This is a genomic window from Armatimonadota bacterium, assembly GCA_013359125.1.
Classification (GTDB): Bacteria; Armatimonadota; Fimbriimonadia; order Fimbriimonadales; family GBS-DC; genus JABWCR01.
The window spans coordinates 1-17,249 of the sequence record JABWCR010000035.1 but is presented as its reverse complement, the minus strand read 5'-3'; the positions used below and the strand labels follow the sequence as shown (position 1 = coordinate 17,249).

Genomic DNA, 17,249 nt, shown 5'->3' with positions numbered 1-17,249 from the left:
CCGGCCTGCCGCCCGGAAGGGCGGCGCTCCGTCTTTCGGCTCGCGGGGACGCTCGCCCTCCCGAACGATTTGGAACCTTCCGCCCGGCCTGCCGCCCGGCCTGCCGCCCTTCCGGGCGGCGCTCCGTCTTTCGGCTCGCGGGGACGCTCGCCCTCCCGAACGATTTGGAACCTTCCGCCCGGCCTGCCGCCCTTCCGGGCGGCGCTCCGTCTTTTGGCTCGCGGGGACGCTCGCCCTCCCGAACGATTTGGAACCTTCCGCCTGGCTAGCACAGCTGGCCTCGATGGGCGAGCGCCGGCAAGCCGACGCAGTCCTGGGTGAGTTCGTACTCAAAATTGTGCTACATTTTGAAAAAATCCCGTTCGGGAGCGTTATCGACGGGAGGGCGAGCGTCCCCGCGAGCCGACTAAACAGTGGCGAACATCGGTCTATCTCGGGCGATTGTGCCCCTCCCCTGTCTCCCCTCCCCAAACTCTGGCGAGTTTGGGGAGGGGAGAGAAAGCCATTTTGCTCCCTGAACAGGGCGCGGTTCGCGCTTCTGGCTGGCTTGGATGCCTCCATGCGCCGCCGTTTTCATATAGAGGCTTTAATAGCCATCTGCTGTTTGGCGACCGGCTCAACCCGTCTTTCAGTGGGAGCCAAACTTCGATGAGCGGGATTTTTTTGATTTGTAGCACAATTTTCAGTACGAATCTCCACAGAAACTGCCAGCCGGGAGGATGGCGCGTCTAACAACCGATCAGGGGTATAATCTCCTTGGGTCTATCGAGATGAAACTGGGCGCTATCGGGCTTGTGGCGGTTACGCTGATCGGCGTGTTGCTGACTGCTTTTGCCTTTGTCAATCACGCTACGCCCAATGTCTCCATCGAGACTGCCGTCAGCAAGACGCGCTACTGCAATGTGCCGGTACAGCCCGTGCCTGGCAGCATCGACTACGATGCGAAAAGCCTGACCCTTCGCTTTGTCGGCAAGGACGCGACTGGAGAGATGCCCGTCGTCTTCCGCAAAGGCAAGCCGAACAATTTCGAGCACGCCACCAGCGTTATTGTAACGGGCCAATTTCAAGACGGCGCTTTCGAAGCGCGAGAGATGCTGGTGAAGTGCCCCAGCAAATATCAAGGCCAGCCGGAAAAGACCTACAAATAAGCAATGGGTTACGCTTTCGTCTGGATCGGCTTTGTCGGAGCCGCGCTTTCTGCCCTGCTCTACTGGCGCAATCAGGTCAAATTGGCCAGGCTGACCTTTATTGTCAGCGTCATCGCCGCGTTTGGCGCCGAGGCCGTGCTCCAGTACTTGTTGCACACAGGCCGATACGACATCCTCTACGTCTTCAGCTTTAGCGATCGATCGCTCTCGCTGTGGTTCAAGACTGCGGGCGCATGGGCCGGACAAGAGGGCAGTTTCCTGCTCTGGCTGCTTTGGATCTGCGTCTACGGCCTCATTCTGATACGAACGACGGGCGGCTACGAGCGGCACGTAATGGGCGTCTACAGCCTCATCATGCTGTTTCTCTTCGGAATCTTAGCCTACCAAAGCCCGTTCGATCCGATCCCATCCGACAAGATTCCGCCCGGCATGCGCATCACCGACGGCCAGGGACTCAACCCCTCGCTCGAAAATATCTGGATGACCATCCACCCGCCCATTATCTTCGCGGGATTTGGCGGCTTGGCCGTTCCTTTCGCCTGGGGAGTGGCATCGCTGATTAGGGGCGAATACAGCGAGTGGGCGGCGCGTTGTCGGCCTTGGGCGATCTATGTTACGACCGTGCTTGGGTTCGGTCTCACGCTCGGCGGTTTTTGGGCTTACGAGACGTTGGGCTGGGGCGGATTTTGGGCTTGGGACCCGGTCGAGAACTGCTCCTACTTTCCTTGGCTCGGCATGGCGGCGCTGTTGCACGGGCTGATGCTCCAGGTCTCTCGCGGCGTCATGGCGCGATGGAATCCCTTCCTGGCCGCTCTGCCCTTTTCGATGTTCGTCTATGGCACTTATCTCACGCGCAGCGGCGCCTTGGCGGACGTTTCTGTGCACTCCTTCGATGGCATGGGCAAGAGCGCCTTGTGGATATTGATCGTAATGATGGGTCTAGGCGTGGCCGCGCCGCTCGGCCTTTGGCTGTGGCGATTTCGGTCGATTTCGAACCCAAAACCGTTAGACGCGACCAGCGGCCCCTCGCGCCAATCGATGGTAACCGCAGGTCTCGCGCTGTTGCTCATCTCGGCATGGGTTACGCTGATTGCCACCTCTTACCCCTTGATCACCGTCTGGCTCGGGCGAGAAAAGCAGACGCTCCCCATCGAGTTCTATCACGATTTTCACGCGCCATGGATGATTGTAACGGCGATTTTGATGGCCGCCGCGCCTGCAGCCATTTGGCGCGGGATGACCGCGGACGACCTGCTCAAACGCCTGCTGGCCCCTTGGTGGGTTACGATTGCGTTTACGCTTGTCGCCATCCTGTTGGGCGTGCGCAATGTTTGGATATTGATGGTCGCGGCTATGCTTGTTTTCGCCTTTGCGTCCAATGCCAAGAGCCTCTTTCAGCGCGGCAAACGCACCCTAGGAAGCGTAGGCGGCTTTCTTACCCATGCCGGTCTGACTACGACCGTGCTCGGCCTTCTTATCTCGAACGGATATGAAAAAAAGGAGGAGGTCATCCTGAATGAAACCGCTTCGGCCAAGGCACACGGCTACGACTGGCGATTTATGGGTATGACCAGTGATCCGGACGAGGACAAGTCGAACCGAGTTCGAATCCAAGTCAAGAACGACCGCGAGAGTTTCATCGCCGAACCCAAGTATTACAACGATTGGAAGTCGGGCGAACCGCGCCCCGTGCTATGGCCTTGGATCAAGCGCGGATTGACGCACGATCTCTATGTATCTTTCCTTTCGCGCCCCGAGCCTCAGCCCGAGGCCGCTCTGGACGCCACCATTACGACGGACAAGAGCGTCGAAGCCGGCCCCTACAAGATGAAACTGCGCAAATTCACCAGCGAGGGTCAAATGGGACAGCCCGGTTTTCGTGTCGGAGCGCAGATCGAAATCGAGTCGGAAGGCTGGGATCGTCCAGCCCTGGTCGAACCATCCGTCGTAACGACTGAAGAGGGCCAGCAGAGGTTTCCAAGCGTCTTTCCCGATGGCGCGGTCGGCGTGATTGTGTCGCTCAGCGTCGATCAAAAGCAGGTTGTGCTGCGAATGATCAACATTCCCGACCGTCCCGAGACGCATCTTCAGCAGTTTATTCCGCTTCAGGTTTTTTATAAACCGCTGACTATTTTAGTCTGGATCGGGCCCGGCCTAACCGTGCTGGGCGGATTGTTGGCCATGAGACGGCGATCCAAAGACCTAAAGCACCTGCTTAAGAAGCTCTCTGCCCCCAGCGAACCGGCCAAAGCCGATGCCGAGAGAGTAGAATCTGCCGTATGAAGCTGGTTTGCAGACTAAAAAGCAAAATCCACCTCGCCACGATCACCGATGCGAGGGAGGACTACATAGGAAGCCTGGCCATCGATCAAGACGCGATGCAGGCTTCGGGCATCGAGCCGGGCGAGTATATTCATGTTTGGGTGGTTGAGAGCGGCGAGCGATTCTCGACCTATGCCATTCCCGCGCCGTCCGGATCGGGCGCCTTCGCTGTCTATGGCGCCGCGGCTCACAAAGCGCGCCGGGGTCAAAAAGTCATCATCGCCGCCTTTACTTGGACCGATGAGAAGGTCGATCCTCAAATGATTCTGATGGACGACGATAACAAGATCGCCCAGCGACTGCCCTTTATCGCACAACCCGTGCCATCGCGCTAATCCCATGAGCGTCCGCAATCGCCCAGCCGCCCTGACCGTCGCGGGATCCGATTCGGGCGGCGGCGCGGGAATACAAGCGGACCTCAAGACCTTTGCCGCGCACGGCGTCTACGGCGCGAGCGCGATTACGGCTCTCACCGCGCAGAACACGACAGGCGTGCAAGCCGTTTACCCTGTTTCGCCAGATTTTGTAGTCGCGCAGATACGATCTGTGCTGGAGGACATTGGCGCCGACGCGATCAAGACGGGCATGTTGGCCAGCGAGGTGATCATCGAGGCCGTCGCGCGAGAGCTCGAGGGCCAAACGCTGGTGGTCGATCCCGTGATGGTCTCCAAAAGCGGCCATCGGTTGTTGGAAGAGGCCGCCATCGATGCCCTCCGCTTTCGACTCATGCCCATTGCGACGATTGTAACGCCAAACTTGGCCGAGGCCGAAGCTCTGGTCAACTTTGCGGTTCGGAACAAAGAGGGCATGTTGGCCGCCGCGCAGGCGATTGAGGCGTTCGGACCAAAGTGGGTTCTGGTCAAGGGCGGGCATTTGGAAGGCGCCCCGGACGATCTGCTGTGGGACGGCGAAAGAGCGATCTGGCTCGAAGGCGAGCGGATCGATTCGGGCTTCACTCACGGCACAGGTTGCGCATTGTCCGCTGCCATCGCTGCCAATCTTGCCCTAGGCGCAGAGATGATCGAAGCCTGCAAGCAAGCAAAACTTTTCCTGACCGCCGCCATAAAGGCCGGTTTCAAAGTCGGTTCGGGCGTCAACCCGCCCAACTGGTTCTACGGGATGGGCCACTGACCGATGGCCGTCGAAATGCGCGGCATCACGAAGCGCTTTGGCCGATTTGTCGCTAACGACTCCGTTGATCTAAAGGTCGAAACCGGTTCGACGCACGCCATCGTCGGCGAAAACGGCGCGGGCAAGACAACCCTGATGCGCGTGCTTTACGGCTACCACCAGCCGGACGCGGGCACAATGCTGCTGGATGGACAAACGATTAAGTTTCGCACCCCGGCCGATGCGATCGCCGCCGGAATCGGCATGGTCAGCCAGCACTACAGCATCATTCCCGAACTGACCGCTCTGGACAACCTCTTACTGGGGGCGGAGATGACCGGAAGCTTGGGCATCATGAGGCGCAAAGAGGCCGAGTCCAGGGCCGAGGCCCTGGCTAAGGATGTGGGGTTGTCGCTCGAATGGAACCAGCCCGCCAGCGACCTGACGCCCGCCAACGCGCAGAAGTTAGAGATTTTGAAACTGCTGTGGCGCAACGCCCGCATCCTCATCTTGGACGAACCGACCGCCATGCTTTCGCCGGCCGATTCGGGCGCGCTCTTCGAGATTCTTGAGCGACTTAAGGCCGAAGGGCGCACCGTGCTGTTGGTTACTCACAAGATGCGAGAGGTCCTGGATCATGCCGACCATGTAACCGTGCTGCGCGGGGGCAAGAAGGTGTTCGAAGCGCCCGTAAAGGAGATCGACCAGACCGAAATCACCCAGCACATCGTCGGCGAGGCGGACTTCCATGCGACGACTGAGGCTTTGGGTCAGCCGGTGGAAGCCAATCCTGCCTTAAAGATAAGCGGCCTAAAAGATCGCTCCGGTCGATTGCGCGACTTTAGCTTGACCGTACAACAAGGCGAGATGGTGGGTATTGCCGGGGTGGACGGCAACGGCCAGGTTGAGCTGATCGAGCTTTTGGCGGGGTTGACAACGCCCGCTGCCGGCTCCATAGAGTTGTATGGCGCAAAAATTGAGCGATGGGCGACAGCGACGAGATTGGCATACGGATTGCGGTTTCTTTACGAAGATCGCTTTCGCCGCGGCATGATCGCCGAGTGGAGCGTGGCCGATAACGCAATCTTAGGAGCGCAACGCGAGCCCGAAATCTCGAAGCGCGGCTGGATGAGCCGACAGCGCATCCTGTCGCGCGCCCAAGCAGTAGTTGAGCGATTTGGCGCCAAGACGCCAGGGCTGACGGCGCCCATGCGCGAGCTATCGGGCGGCAATCAACAGCGCGTGGTCATGGCGCGGGCATTGCACGGATCGCCTAAGGTCGTTGCGGCTTATGCCCCTACTCGCGGCCTCGATGTGAAGGGGTCTGAGGATGCCTTCAAAGCGCTTCGACAGGCGGCGGCAGACGGAGCGGCCTGTTTGGTCGTCTCGCTCGACTTGGACGAACTGTTCCAATTTTGCGACCGAATAGCCGTGATCTATAAAGGCGAAAACAGGGGCGAGTTTTTGCCCGATCAATACGATCGCGAACAGATCGGCGCAAGGATGGTCGGTCTGTGAAGCCTTGGATGCGCTATGCGCTCGGCGCAGCGATCGCCTTCGGCACGGTCGCTGTTCTATTGCAGTTGAGCGGCGTGGCGCCCTTGGACGGATTTAGAATCTTGTGGTCCGGCTCATTGGGCGACGAACTCAATCGAGATTTCACCCTGCAACGATTGACGCCGCTCTTGTTGGCAGGTTTGGCGGTCGGCGTTGCCCTGTTGGTCGGCCTGTTCAACATTGGCGCAGAGGGACAATTGCTGGTGGGCGCCGCGGCGGGCGCCTATGTCGGCTTTAAGTTCAATCTGCCGGCGCCTTGGCACCTAATCGCGAGTCTGGCGGCTGGCTCCGCGGCAGGCGCGATATGGGCTTTGGCGCCCGCACTGCTCAAAGTCTGGCGCGGCGCGCACGAAGTGATCACCACGATCATGTTCAACTACATCGCCATCTATCTAACCCACTGGTTGGTGGCCGATGTGTGGCGATCGCCCGACACCGGAGCGCCCCAGACGCCGGATGTAAAACCGACTGCAGAACTGGGCGCATTTCCGGGCCTTGCGGAAACGAGCTGGGGCTTGGGGATCGCGCTGTTAGCGGCCATTGCGCTCTATTTTTTGCTCTTTAGAACGGTTTGGGGTTACGAGGCCCGCGCGGTCGGCGCTAATCGAGAAGCGGCCGAAGCGGCCGGGGCGCCGTATGCCAAGCGCGTGATCGCGGCCATGCTGATTTCGGGCGGACTGGCGGGCCTGGGCGGCGCTATCGAAGTTGTCGGCCATTATCGGTACTTCTTCGAAGGTTTTTCCGGCGGGGTGGGGTTCGACAGTATCGCCGCGGCGCTATTGGGCGCCGGACATCCGCTACTGATCGTTGCCTCGTCAACAGTCTTTGCCGCCCTTCAACAAGGCGCCTACTTCCTTCAGGTCGAACGCGGCGCGGACGAGAAGATGGCAATCATCGTGCAGGGCGTACTGATCCTCTATGTCGCCACCCTGCGCGTAAAATGGGGCAAACGAGGCGACTGATGAACTTTTTCGACCTCGATCTGCTCAATTCGACCCTCCGCGTCTCCACGCCCTTGATTTTGGCGGCGCTGGGCGGCCTTTTGTGCGAACGCGCGGGCGTCATCAACATCGCTCTAGAAGGCAAACTGCTCATGGGCGCGTTCGTAGCCTCGTGGATAGCGCTCTCGACCGGCAATCCCTGGCTTGGTGTGGCGGGAGCGATGACCGCCGCGGCTATCCTCGGCCTATTGCACGGATTTATGACCCAAAAATTGAGAATCGACCAGATTGTCAGCGGCGTCGGCATCAATATGCTCGCATTTGGCGGCACGACCTTGCTCTATCGCGCCTTGATCGAGCCGTTAGAGCGCGCTGGCACAGGCTCGGTTTCAGCCGGTCTCAAGGGCTTTGATGCAGGCTGGCTTCAGTCCATGCCAGTCCTAGGGCGCTTGTTGGCCGACCTCAACTGGCTGACTATCATCGCGATCGCGCTGCCCTTCGTCATCCACTTTGGCCTCTATCGAACGCGATGGGGTTTGCGCGTAACGGCCACGGGCAACGATGCGGCCAAGGCGAGATCGATGGGCGCGCCAGTCTTGAAACTGCGCTACCTTGGCGTTGTCTACGCAGGACTTCTGACCGGACTGGCCGGCGCCTTCCTGACCGTTGGCTCGGTGCCCCAGTTTAGAGAAAACATGAGCGCGGGGCGGGGCTTCATTGCATTGGCGGCGCTCATTTTTGGCCGTTGGACGCCTATGGGAGCCGCGGGCGCAGCGCTGGGATTCGGCTTCTTCGAAGCCTTGCAGTTGCGTTGGCAGGTCAACCCGCCCTTTGGAAAGGAAATCCCGACCGATCTTCTGTTCGCCCTGCCCTACCTGCTGACCGTGATCGCGCTCATCGGACTCTTTGGCAAGAACAAACCGCCCGCCGATTTGGGGAATGTCTGATGCTATTATCAGTAAACGACTTGAGCGTTGCTTTTCCTACCCCCAAAGGCCTCGTGCGGCCCGTGGACGGAGTCTCGTTCGAAATCGGAGAGCGAGAAATCGTCGGTCTGGTCGGCGAATCGGGATCGGGCAAGTCGCTGACCGGCCTCTCGCTCATGCGCATTGCGCCGCCCAACGCGCAGCTGGGCGGCAGCGTGCTATGGAACGGCGAGGACGTTTTCAAGATGAGCCCCTCTCGTCTAAGGCGACTTCGCGGCGGCGAGGCAGCCATGGTCTTTCAAGACCCGTTCACATCGCTCAACCCGCTAATGACCGTTGGCGAGCAGGTGAGCGAGACGATCCGACTGCACCAAGGATTGTCTCGCGCACAGGCGAAGCAGCGCGCTATCGAGATGCTGGCCGAGGCGCGCATCCCATCGCCAGAAACCACGTACCGACGATACCCTCATCAGCTCTCCGGCGGTCAACGGCAGCGCGCAATGATCGCGATTGCATTCGCCTGCCAACCAAAGCTCCTGATAGCCGACGAACCGACCACCGCTCTCGACGCAACGCTTCAGGTACAGATTCTCGAGTTGATTTTGGCGCTCCAACGCTCTCACGGAACGGCAACGCTGCTCATATCGCACGATTTAGGCGTCATCGGAGCCGTTTGCGAGCGCATGATGGTGATGTATTCGGGCCGAATCGTCGAAACGGGCGATACGAAGGAAGTTTTGGCCAATCCGCGCCATCCTTATACGCAAGCGCTGCTAGACAGCCTGCCGGGCGGCGAAAAACGGCCAACGCCCATCCCCGATCAGCCGCCCGACCCTGCATCCCGTCCGCCCGGCTGCGCCTTTCATCCAAGATGCAGCCGCGCTTTCGACCGATGCCGCGTCGAACGACCTGATCTGATCGGTAGCGCGGCCTGCTGGCTCAGACAGGAATAACCGGCCCAAACGTCGAAGTGTAAGCCCATGAAGCGATTTGCCTGGCTCCTCTCCGTTGCCCTATTCTCCTCTGCGATTGCCCAATATCCGGGCGCTCAACCTGTGCCGTCTGACTACAAAGCGGGCTTTGACGCCATCCTAAAAGAAGACATCAAAAAGTGGATCGAATACCTCGCCGGGCCTGAATGCGAAGGGCGCGGCACCGGTCAGCCGGGATACAAGAAAGCGGCCGACTATGTAGCCGGTTACCTCCAGCGTTTTGGCGCCAAGCCCCTTGGCGACAACGGCTCTTACTTCCAACACGTGCCGTTTTTCGAAGCCCGAGCCGACAACGCCAAGACATTCATGGCGTTTAACAACCTGAAGCTGAGCGCAGGGAGAGAAATCAATGTCCTTTCGGGCGCCGGCATGGGCGAGGAAGAGGCCGAGATCGTTTTCGTTCAGGGAGGCGGCGATGCGCGATTGGAGCCGAACGAGGGCTTCTCGGGCAAGATTGTGATCGTGTTTGGAAAGAATGTCAATCCCCAGTTGCGCCGACAGACCACGTTCGGCTCGCTCGCCTCCTTTACCGTTGTCGAGAAGTTGGGCGAAACGACTTGGACGCTTGCTCGCGGGCCGATACCCGACAAACCGCCGACGGGCATCGGCGCGGTGCGCGGCGAGATCACTCTGGAAGCGGCCCAGCGATTGGCCAAAGCGCTCGGCGTTCCCGACAGCATCGCCCAAATGCCCGACCTCTCGAAAGGCGCCTTTGCCAACCGCTTCGTCGCCACAGAAAAGGTCAAGATCACAACCGCCTCTGAGTTCCGAGCAGCCTTCGTCGCTAACGTCGTTGGCATCATAGAGGGCAGCGATCCTGAACTTAAGGCGGAGTTTGTCGGCGTCGGCGCGCATCTGGATCACCTTGGAAAACGCGGGAACGTCGTATTCTGGGGCGCGGACGACGACGCCTCGGGTTGCGCCGCCGTTTTGGGCGTCGCCAAAGGCCTCCATGAGAACCCGAATAAACCCAAGCGCAGCGTGATCCTGATGTTCTTTGCGGCCGAGGAAGCCGGCCTGATCGGCAGCCGCTACCTCACCGATAACCCAACGTTCGACCTGAGCAAGATGACCTCGGAGTTTCAATTAGACATGGTGGGGCGCAACGAGGAGAACCGAACCGAAAAAGCCTCCGACAACGAAGACACCATCCATCTGGTCGGCACGCGGCGCGTCTCGAACGACATTCACGACCTGATGCAAGAGGCCAACAAGTACGTCAATTTCAAGTTTGAGTACGACGAAGAGGACGTGTACGGTCGCAGCGATCACATCAACTTTGCCCGCAAAGGCATCCCGATCGCCTTTCTCTTCAGCGGATTTCATCCGGACTACCACCAACCGGGCGACACCGTGGACAAGATCAACTTTGACAAGGCGACCAACGCCTCCAAACTGGCCTACATCGCCGTTTCAATGTCCGCTAACCGCACCGAGCCGTTCAAGAAAATAGAGGGGAATTAAGAGAAAACCCGAGGGGCAAGCCCTCGGGTATAGATGGGTATCGTCCGAAGACGGTTTACCCTCGCAAGGTTTTTGGCCTTCTTATTGGGGATAAGGGTCAACCTCCACCAGGTACAACCTTGCGACTACATTATACCCCAACTTTAGGCGATGTCAAGTCGTCGCTTGGCAGGAATGCAACACATCGATGTAGAAGCAAACGAGCATGGGAAAAATTGTCGGGATCGACGCGGGCACCAATTCTCTGGGCTGGGTCGTGTTCGACGAACCGAGCAATCCCAATGCCGACCGCAAGATCCTTGCGGCTGGAGTCAGGATATTTCCTTCGGTCATCGATCCTAAGAAGAAAACTCCGCTGAATGCCGAGCGTCGAACGTTTCGCGGCCAGCGTCGGAACATCTATCGGCGCGGCCAACGACTGAGAAACCTTAAAAAGCTTCTGGAGAAAGAGCTCGGCGCAAGCCCCGATCCTGCGCTCAACCCATACCAGTTGCGCAAAGACGCGATCGAACGGCAGTTGGATTCTGTCGAACTGGCAACGGCGCTCTTCCACCTCGGTCATCGGCGCGGATTCCAAAGCAATCGCAAGACCCTTCAGCAAAAGTACAAAATCAAATCGAACGAAGTAGAAGACCCTGAAGCCGTATTAGCCGAGCAAACGGAAGACAAAGAGGAAGGCAAGAAACTTGCCAAGAAACTAAAGGAACTTAGGGAAAAGTCCGCCGGCAAACTTCTCGGCCAATACTTTCATTCGATCTTCGGACGCGAGCGCATTCGTGGCAGCGTCAAGCATCGGGACGACCTGCGCAAAGAGTTCGAACAAATATGGATAGCACAACGGCTGACCAATGGCAAGTTCAAGCAATGTTTAGAAGACTTGCTCTTTGGCCAAAGACCGCTCAAGTCGCAACGCGGACTCATCGGAAAGTGCGCCTTCGAGCCCGATCAAACGAGATCGCCCAAGTGCATGCCCTTGTTCCAAGAGTTCAACATCTGGAAGACGGTCAACAATCTGAGGGCGACTCAAAACTATCGCGACGTGCCCATCATGCCCGAGCAACGTCAGAAACTGGCCGAAGAACTCATGACAAAACCCAGCCTTTCTTGGGCGGCCGTCCGAAAGTTGCTGGGGCACCCAAAGGATACAACATACAACCTTGAGAAGCCCAACAAAAACGATCTGCCGGGCAACAAAACCGCGGTCGAGATGATCAAGATCATGGGCGAAAAGCGATGGAATGATCTCAGTTTCTTGCAACGCAACCAATTGGTGCACAAAATTCGATCGACCAATAACAAAAGAAAGCTCGAAAAAAGTTTAAGATTCCATTGGAAGTTCCCTCAAGAGATCGCCGGGAAACTGGCGCTGCATATCTTCCCGGACGGATACGGCAACCTGAGCCGCAAAGCCATGGAAAAGATGCTGCCGCATCTACAGCACGGCCTGAACGAGCACGACGCCGCGCAGGCCGCGGGCTACAAGCGTCGAGATCAAATCATCATCGATGCGCAAGCCCGACTGCCCATGCCTCCCGATCTCCGAAATCCAACTCTCAACAAAGCGCTGGTCGAAACCAGAAAACTGGTCAACGCCATCATTCGAGAGCATGGCAAGCCCGACCTGATCCGAATCGAGTTCGCCCGCGAACTCAAATTGGGTCGCAAGGCTCTCAAGGCGATCGACGATTCGATCAAAAAGAACGAGGATGCCAATAAAGAGGCCGACAAGTTTTATGCGGAACTAGGGCACCCTATTGTCAGCCGCACTGATAGGATCAAGTACCGGCTGTGGAAGGAATGCGGCGAAAAGTGTCCCTATACGCTCCGACAAATCAACGCCAGCGACCTCACCAATGGCAACGTCCATATCGAGCACATCATTCCATTCGGCCGGTCGTGGGACGACTCGTTTAACAACAAGACCCTCGCCTTTGCAGAAGTCAACCAACTGAAAGGCGACCGAACCCCCTTCGAGGCTTTTGGCGGTACCAATAAATGGAACGACTTGATCGAAAACATGCGACAGAACCAAAAGTTCGGCATGAAAAAGCACAAAGTCAACCTGTTCTGCCGGGAAACGTTTGACGAAGAGCAGTTTCAGAACCGCCAGCTCTCCGACACTGGCTACATCGCAGTCGCCGTAAGAGAGTACTTGGAGCAACTGGGTGTAGAGGTGCAAACCGTATCGGGCAAGGCCACGGCATGGCTGAGGCACAAATGGGGACTCAACACAATCCTCAATCCAGAGGGCAAAGACGAGAAGACGCGCGAAGATCATCGGCACCACATGATCGACGCCGCCGTCGTCGCACTGACAACGCCGGCTATCACCAAGCGCATCAGCGACATCGCAAAACTAGAGATGGAAAAGGTCGAATCGATCAACAAACTCAACGTGCCCCAGTGGCCCTCATTGCGCTCATCGTTGGAACGCCTGGTCGAGAATTGCATCGTCTCGCACGCGCCCAAGCGGGACATATCAGGCGGACTGCACGACCCGAACCCGTACGCCAAAAAGCAGTACGGAGCAGAGGAAAAATACTCCATTCGCAAGCCTATCTCGGCTATGTCTAAGGGCGAGATCGAGGCGCTTGCTGACGGGATGCTGAAAAAGAAGCTGATTCAGGCGATCTCCAACCAAGCCGGCATCGATTGGGCAAAGTTGGAAGGCGATGCGTACAAGAAGGCGCTGAAGTCCCTATTGGGCGAGGATGAGACCTTCCGATACAGAGACAAGATCGGGCAAAGGGAGTTGACCGCCCGGCGAGCGCGAATCCTGAAGTCCGAAGGCGAGGAGACCTTTATCAAGATGGGGCGCAAGAAGGACGATTCGCCCCGATGGTATCCGATCGGCGATTATCACCACGTCGAGATATTGGAATGCCTGAACGATTGCACTGTTGACGGCAAGAAGTACAAAAAGGGACAACGGCGCGGCGCGTTCGTCTCGACCTGGGAGGCCGTACATCGGGTCAGACGAGACAAGAAAGCGCTGGTGCAGCGCGACCATGGTCCGAACTGGCGATTTATCATGAGCTTGTGCAAGGGGGATTTGATCGAGATGGAGGGAGATAAAGCGGGATTATACAAAGTCGCTGTACTTGAACGCACTAACCACAGAATTTGCCTGAAAGTTCACAGTGATGGAAGCCTAAAGCGACCATTCAACATTAGCATCAACCAACTCAAGGCTTCCAAAGTCACAATCGACCCCCTTGGCCGCAAGTATCCCGCCAACGATTAGCCAAAAACTCGCAACTTAGACAGGCGCTAACGCCTCAGAATCGGCGTATCAATTCATTCGATGATAGGTCGAGTGATCGAGGTCGCCACGCCGGCTCGGCTATCGCTGGCCGACCGCCAAATAGTCGTAGATCGGAGCGAGGCCGATACCCTCTCGGCGCCGCTGGAAGACGTCGCCGTGCTCATCCTCGACAACCCCACCATCGCCCTAACGCTGCCTCTGGTTACCGCCTGCGCCGAGCAGAACATCGCGATCGTCGGGTGCGACCAGCGCCATATGCCCGCCTCCCTCACGCTGCCGATCGAAGGCAACTCGACGCATACCGAAACGCTGCTCCTACAGATCGAGGCAACGGGGCCCGCCAAGAAACAGGCCTGGAAACAGATCGTACAGGCCAAGATCAACGCCCAGGCCGCCCTGATCGAAGGCGTCTGCGGTCGCGCCGATAAGCTTCGACGGCTTGCGGCGCAGGTAGCCTCGGGCGATCCGACCAATTGCGAAGGCAACGCCGCCCAGATCTATTTCCAACGGCTCTTTGGCGAAGATTTTCGGCGAGAGCGGTTTGGCGATTATCCGAACAACCTGCTCAACTACGGCTACGCGATCTTGAGAGCGTGCGTCGCGAGGGCGGTCGTCGGCGCAGGCCTTCATCCATCATTGGGCATCCACCATCGCAATCGGTACAACCCCTTCTGCCTGGCCGACGATCTGATGGAGCCGTTCCGGCCCTTGGTCGACGCCTTTGTCTACCGGATATGGCGCGCTTCGCCCGACCCGATTCTGTTCGACCGAAAGGTGAAGGCCGAACTCCTTCGGTTTACCGTCTCCGACGTTTCATTGCGCGGCAAGTCGTTGCCGTTTCTCGCCGCCCTAACCCTCTATACGGCCTCTGTGCGGAGGTTCTTATGCCAAGACGGAAGAAAGCTGCAAATCCCGAACGCATTCACGTAAGCCAATTCAAGATCATGTGGAACGTAGTCGCCTTTGACCTGCCGATGAACGACCGAAAGGAGCGTCGGGCTTACGCTCAGTTCCACAAGTTCCTCAAGCGGGACGGCTACTTTATGATGCAGGAAAGCGTCTATGCCCGTCCCTGCCCCAACGCGGACAATCTGGAAACGCACAAGAAGCGGCTATTGCGGAACTTGCCGCCCTATGGACAGGTGCGGATTCTGGCCTTTACCGATGCCCAGTTCGGCAAGATGGAGGTCTACTATGGCCGTGTCAAAGGCGAACCGGAGAAGCCGCCCGACCAATTGACGCTCTTCTAGGATTGCAGATTCTGGAGCGTAACGAAAAAACAGAGGCCTCGATAGAGCGGATTTTTCGTTCTACCGAGGCCCAATTTGTACTCAGATTGAGGCTTCGCGGGTTATAGACATTGTACCTGGTGGAGGTTGACCCGCTATCCCCAACTTTGTCCGTTGGGTTGCGCCCGTACATTAATTGTACCTGGTGGAGGTTGACCCGCTATCCCCAACCAGCGCACCGACCTCGAAAGAGTGCGGCGAATTGTACCTGGTGGAGGTTGACCCGCTATCCCCAACTATTTCAATCCGTGAGTGGTCGCGCCTTGTATTGTACCTGGTGGAGGTTGACCCGCTATCCCCAACTTGCTCCTCGATGAGGCGGGATTGACGTTTATTGTACCTGGTGGAGGTTGACCCGCTATCCCCAACTGGACATCAACGACATGGAGTTCGCCCCGTATTGTACCTGGTGGAGGTTGACCCGCTATCCCCAACCATCGCGGAGAGAGCATCGACGAGGGCCTTATTGTACCTGGTGGAGGTTGACCCGCTATCCCCAACCGACCTCAAGTGGCTCTCCATGCGATCGTTATTGTACCTGGTGGAGGTTGACCCGCTATCCCCAACCCAACCAACGGGGCCCCTGGTCAATAATTGATTGTACCTGGTGGAGGTTGACCCGCTATCCCCAACAGGGCGTCGATCAGATCGAACTGCCCCTTGATTGTACCTGGTGGAGGTTGACCCGCTATCCCCAACGCGAGCGCAGGCGTTCTGCCATGCCTCCGAATTGTACCTGGTGGAGGTTGACCCGCTATCCCCAACAGCATCGCAAGCGCCGCGATAGTTCAACGAATTGTACCTGGTGGAGGTTGACCCGCTATCCCCAACACAAGGTAATAAGTATCGTAAAGTGAGAAAATTGTACCTGGTGGAGGTTGACCCGCTATCCCCAACAGCACAGCAAGCCGCGAGATTGAAATAGCGATTGTACCTGGTGGAGGTTGACCCGCTATCCCCAACAGGATCTGCGCGACCGGCGCCTGCTCGATCATTGTACCTGGTGGAGGTTGACCCGCTATCCCCAACCATTGAATCTGCGCCAAGAGCGACAGAGTTATTGTACCTGGTGGAGGTTGACCCGCTATCCCCAACTGGGCGCAGAAGGCGCCCTTCAGCGAGCGATTGTACCTGGTGGAGGTTGACCCGCTATCCCCAACCAGAAGCGCACACAGAAGCCTAACGCCTGATTGTACCTGGTGGAGGTTGACCCGCTATCCCCAACCATTCGCCTTGCGAGAGGCGGCCTCGTCCATTGTACCTGGTGGAGGTTGACCCGCTATCCCCAACCTTTGGGCGAAGAGCCGGATTGCCGGACTTATTGTACCTGGTGGAGGTTGACCCGCTATCCCCAACCCAAACTGAAAACAGATTCATCGGTCATCAATTGTACCTGGTGGAGGTTGACCCGCTATCCCCAACACCCCGACGAAACTGCTCAAAAGCAGCTTCATTGTACCTGGTGGAGGTTGACCCGCTATCCCCAACGCGGGGACGGGCTCGCTCGCGGGCGGGAAATTGTACCTGGTGGAGGTTGACCCGCTATCCCCAACACACTCGAGCAGTTAGTAGTCGTGAAGGCAATTGTACCTGGTGGAGGTTGACCCGCTATCCCCAACACTCAACCACACAGGAATACGACCCGTGCCATTGTACCTGGTGGAGGTTGACCCGCTATCCCCAACTCAGCTGAAGGGTAGCCTTTGGCATGGTCGATTGTACCTGGTGGAGGTTGACCCGCTATCCCCAACCGAACCCGGCGCCTGGCTTCTCATCTCGCAATTGTACCTGGTGGAGGTTGACCCGCTATCCCCAACGGCAACGGCAACCATACGACCCTGACCGGGATTGTACCTGGTGGAGGTTGACCCGCTATCCCCAACGGTCTGGCGAGCCTAGCGATCTGTCATCGCATTGTACCTGGTGGAGGTTGACCCGCTATCCCCAACTGCCTCGAATTTCTGGACGAACAGCAGCAGATTGTACCTGGTGGAGGTTGACCCGCTATCCCCAACCGACGGCCAGGCGCCTGCGCCCTATCAGCTATTGTACCTGGTGGAGGTTGACCCGCTATCCCCAACCGACGCGAACGAGCGCATCGTCTGTCTGTCATTGTACCTGGTGGAGGTTGACCCGCTATCCCCAACTCGATCTGACCACTCTATGCCGTCGATCTGATTGTACCTGGTGGAGGTTGACCCGCTATCCCCAACTTCAAAGGAGAGAAGCCCAGGT

At 57.9% G+C, this 17,249-nt stretch carries 12 protein-coding genes and 1 CRISPR repeat array; all 12 genes read left to right on the top strand.

Going from position 1 to position 17,249, the window contains the following annotated elements; all coding sequences use genetic code 11:
* Nucleotides 1–719 precede the first annotated feature (719 nt).
* Nucleotides 720–1,148, top strand: coding sequence for a cytochrome c maturation protein CcmE (locus HUU60_12410; protein NUL83506.1), 429 nt, complete (start codon nt 720–722; stop codon nt 1,146–1,148).
* A gap of 3 nt (nt 1,149–1,151) precedes the next feature.
* The gene (gene ccsA, locus HUU60_12405; protein NUL83505.1) at nt 1,152–3,431 is read left to right on the top strand and encodes a cytochrome c biogenesis protein CcsA; all 2,280 of its coding nucleotides are present in this window, start codon (nt 1,152–1,154) and stop codon (nt 3,429–3,431) included.
* Nucleotides 3,428–3,805, top strand: coding sequence for an aspartate 1-decarboxylase (locus HUU60_12400; GenBank protein NUL83504.1), 378 nt, complete (start codon nt 3,428–3,430; stop codon nt 3,803–3,805). Before ccsA ends, HUU60_12400 begins: the two co-directional genes overlap by 4 nt.
* A 4-nt stretch (nt 3,806–3,809) precedes the next feature.
* Complete coding sequence (gene thiD / locus HUU60_12395; GenBank protein NUL83503.1) at nt 3,810–4,601, top strand: bifunctional hydroxymethylpyrimidine kinase/phosphomethylpyrimidine kinase; 792 nt, start codon at nt 3,810–3,812, stop codon at nt 4,599–4,601.
* Nucleotides 4,602–4,604: 3 nt separating this feature from the next.
* The gene (locus HUU60_12390; GenBank protein NUL83502.1) at nt 4,605–6,098 is read left to right on the top strand and encodes an ABC transporter ATP-binding protein; all 1,494 of its coding nucleotides are present in this window, start codon (nt 4,605–4,607) and stop codon (nt 6,096–6,098) included.
* On the top strand, nt 6,095–7,099 hold the full coding sequence (locus HUU60_12385) for an ABC transporter permease (protein NUL83501.1): 1,005 nt from the start codon (nt 6,095–6,097) through the stop codon (nt 7,097–7,099). The genes HUU60_12390 and HUU60_12385 overlap by 4 nt, the downstream gene beginning before the upstream one ends.
* Nucleotides 7,099–8,025, top strand: a complete 927-nt coding sequence (locus tag HUU60_12380; protein ID NUL83500.1) for an ABC transporter permease — start codon at nt 7,099–7,101, stop codon at nt 8,023–8,025. The genes HUU60_12385 and HUU60_12380 overlap by 1 nt, the downstream gene beginning before the upstream one ends.
* Entirely contained in the window at nt 8,025–8,957 is a 933-nt protein-coding gene (locus HUU60_12375) for an ABC transporter ATP-binding protein (GenBank protein NUL83499.1), read from the top strand. The genes HUU60_12380 and HUU60_12375 overlap by 1 nt, the downstream gene beginning before the upstream one ends.
* A gap of 27 nt (nt 8,958–8,984) precedes the next feature.
* Nucleotides 8,985–10,460, top strand: coding sequence for a M20/M25/M40 family metallo-hydrolase (locus HUU60_12370; protein NUL83498.1), 1,476 nt, complete (start codon nt 8,985–8,987; stop codon nt 10,458–10,460).
* 205 nt (nt 10,461–10,665) lie between these two features.
* On the top strand, nt 10,666–13,704 hold the full coding sequence (gene cas9, locus HUU60_12365; protein ID NUL83497.1) for a type II CRISPR RNA-guided endonuclease Cas9: 3,039 nt from the start codon (nt 10,666–10,668) through the stop codon (nt 13,702–13,704).
* Nucleotides 13,705–13,764: 60 nt separating this feature from the next.
* Complete coding sequence (cas1, locus tag HUU60_12360) at nt 13,765–14,655, top strand: type II CRISPR-associated endonuclease Cas1 (protein NUL83496.1); 891 nt, start codon at nt 13,765–13,767, stop codon at nt 14,653–14,655.
* Complete coding sequence (cas2, locus tag HUU60_12355; protein NUL83495.1) at nt 14,610–14,975, top strand: CRISPR-associated endonuclease Cas2; 366 nt, start codon at nt 14,610–14,612, stop codon at nt 14,973–14,975. Before cas1 ends, cas2 begins: the two co-directional genes overlap by 46 nt.
* Nucleotides 14,976–15,084: 109 nt before the next feature.
* Nucleotides 15,085–17,227: a CRISPR direct-repeat array (repeat unit 36 nt; unit sequence ATTGTACCTGGTGGAGGTTGACCCGCTATCCCCAAC).
* Nucleotides 17,228–17,249: the final 22 nt, after the last annotated feature.

Coding starts and splice junctions, on each gene's coding strand:
- HUU60_12370 (NUL83498.1), top strand. CDS start 8,985: ATGAAGCGATTTGCCTGGCTCCTCTCCGTTGCCCTATTCTCCTCTGCG.
- HUU60_12390 (NUL83502.1), top strand. CDS start 4,605: ATGGCCGTCGAAATGCGCGGCATCACGAAGCGCTTTGGCCGATTTGTC.
- HUU60_12410 (NUL83506.1), top strand. CDS start 720: ATGGCGCGTCTAACAACCGATCAGGGGTATAATCTCCTTGGGTCTATC.
- cas2 (NUL83495.1), top strand. CDS start 14,610: ATGCCAAGACGGAAGAAAGCTGCAAATCCCGAACGCATTCACGTAAGC.
- HUU60_12375 (NUL83499.1), top strand. CDS start 8,025: ATGCTATTATCAGTAAACGACTTGAGCGTTGCTTTTCCTACCCCCAAA.
- HUU60_12380 (NUL83500.1), top strand. CDS start 7,099: ATGAACTTTTTCGACCTCGATCTGCTCAATTCGACCCTCCGCGTCTCC.
- ccsA (NUL83505.1), top strand. CDS start 1,152: ATGGGTTACGCTTTCGTCTGGATCGGCTTTGTCGGAGCCGCGCTTTCT.
- cas1 (NUL83496.1), top strand. CDS start 13,765: ATGATAGGTCGAGTGATCGAGGTCGCCACGCCGGCTCGGCTATCGCTG.
- thiD (NUL83503.1), top strand. CDS start 3,810: ATGAGCGTCCGCAATCGCCCAGCCGCCCTGACCGTCGCGGGATCCGAT.
- HUU60_12400 (NUL83504.1), top strand. CDS start 3,428: ATGAAGCTGGTTTGCAGACTAAAAAGCAAAATCCACCTCGCCACGATC.
- cas9 (NUL83497.1), top strand. CDS start 10,666: ATGGGAAAAATTGTCGGGATCGACGCGGGCACCAATTCTCTGGGCTGG.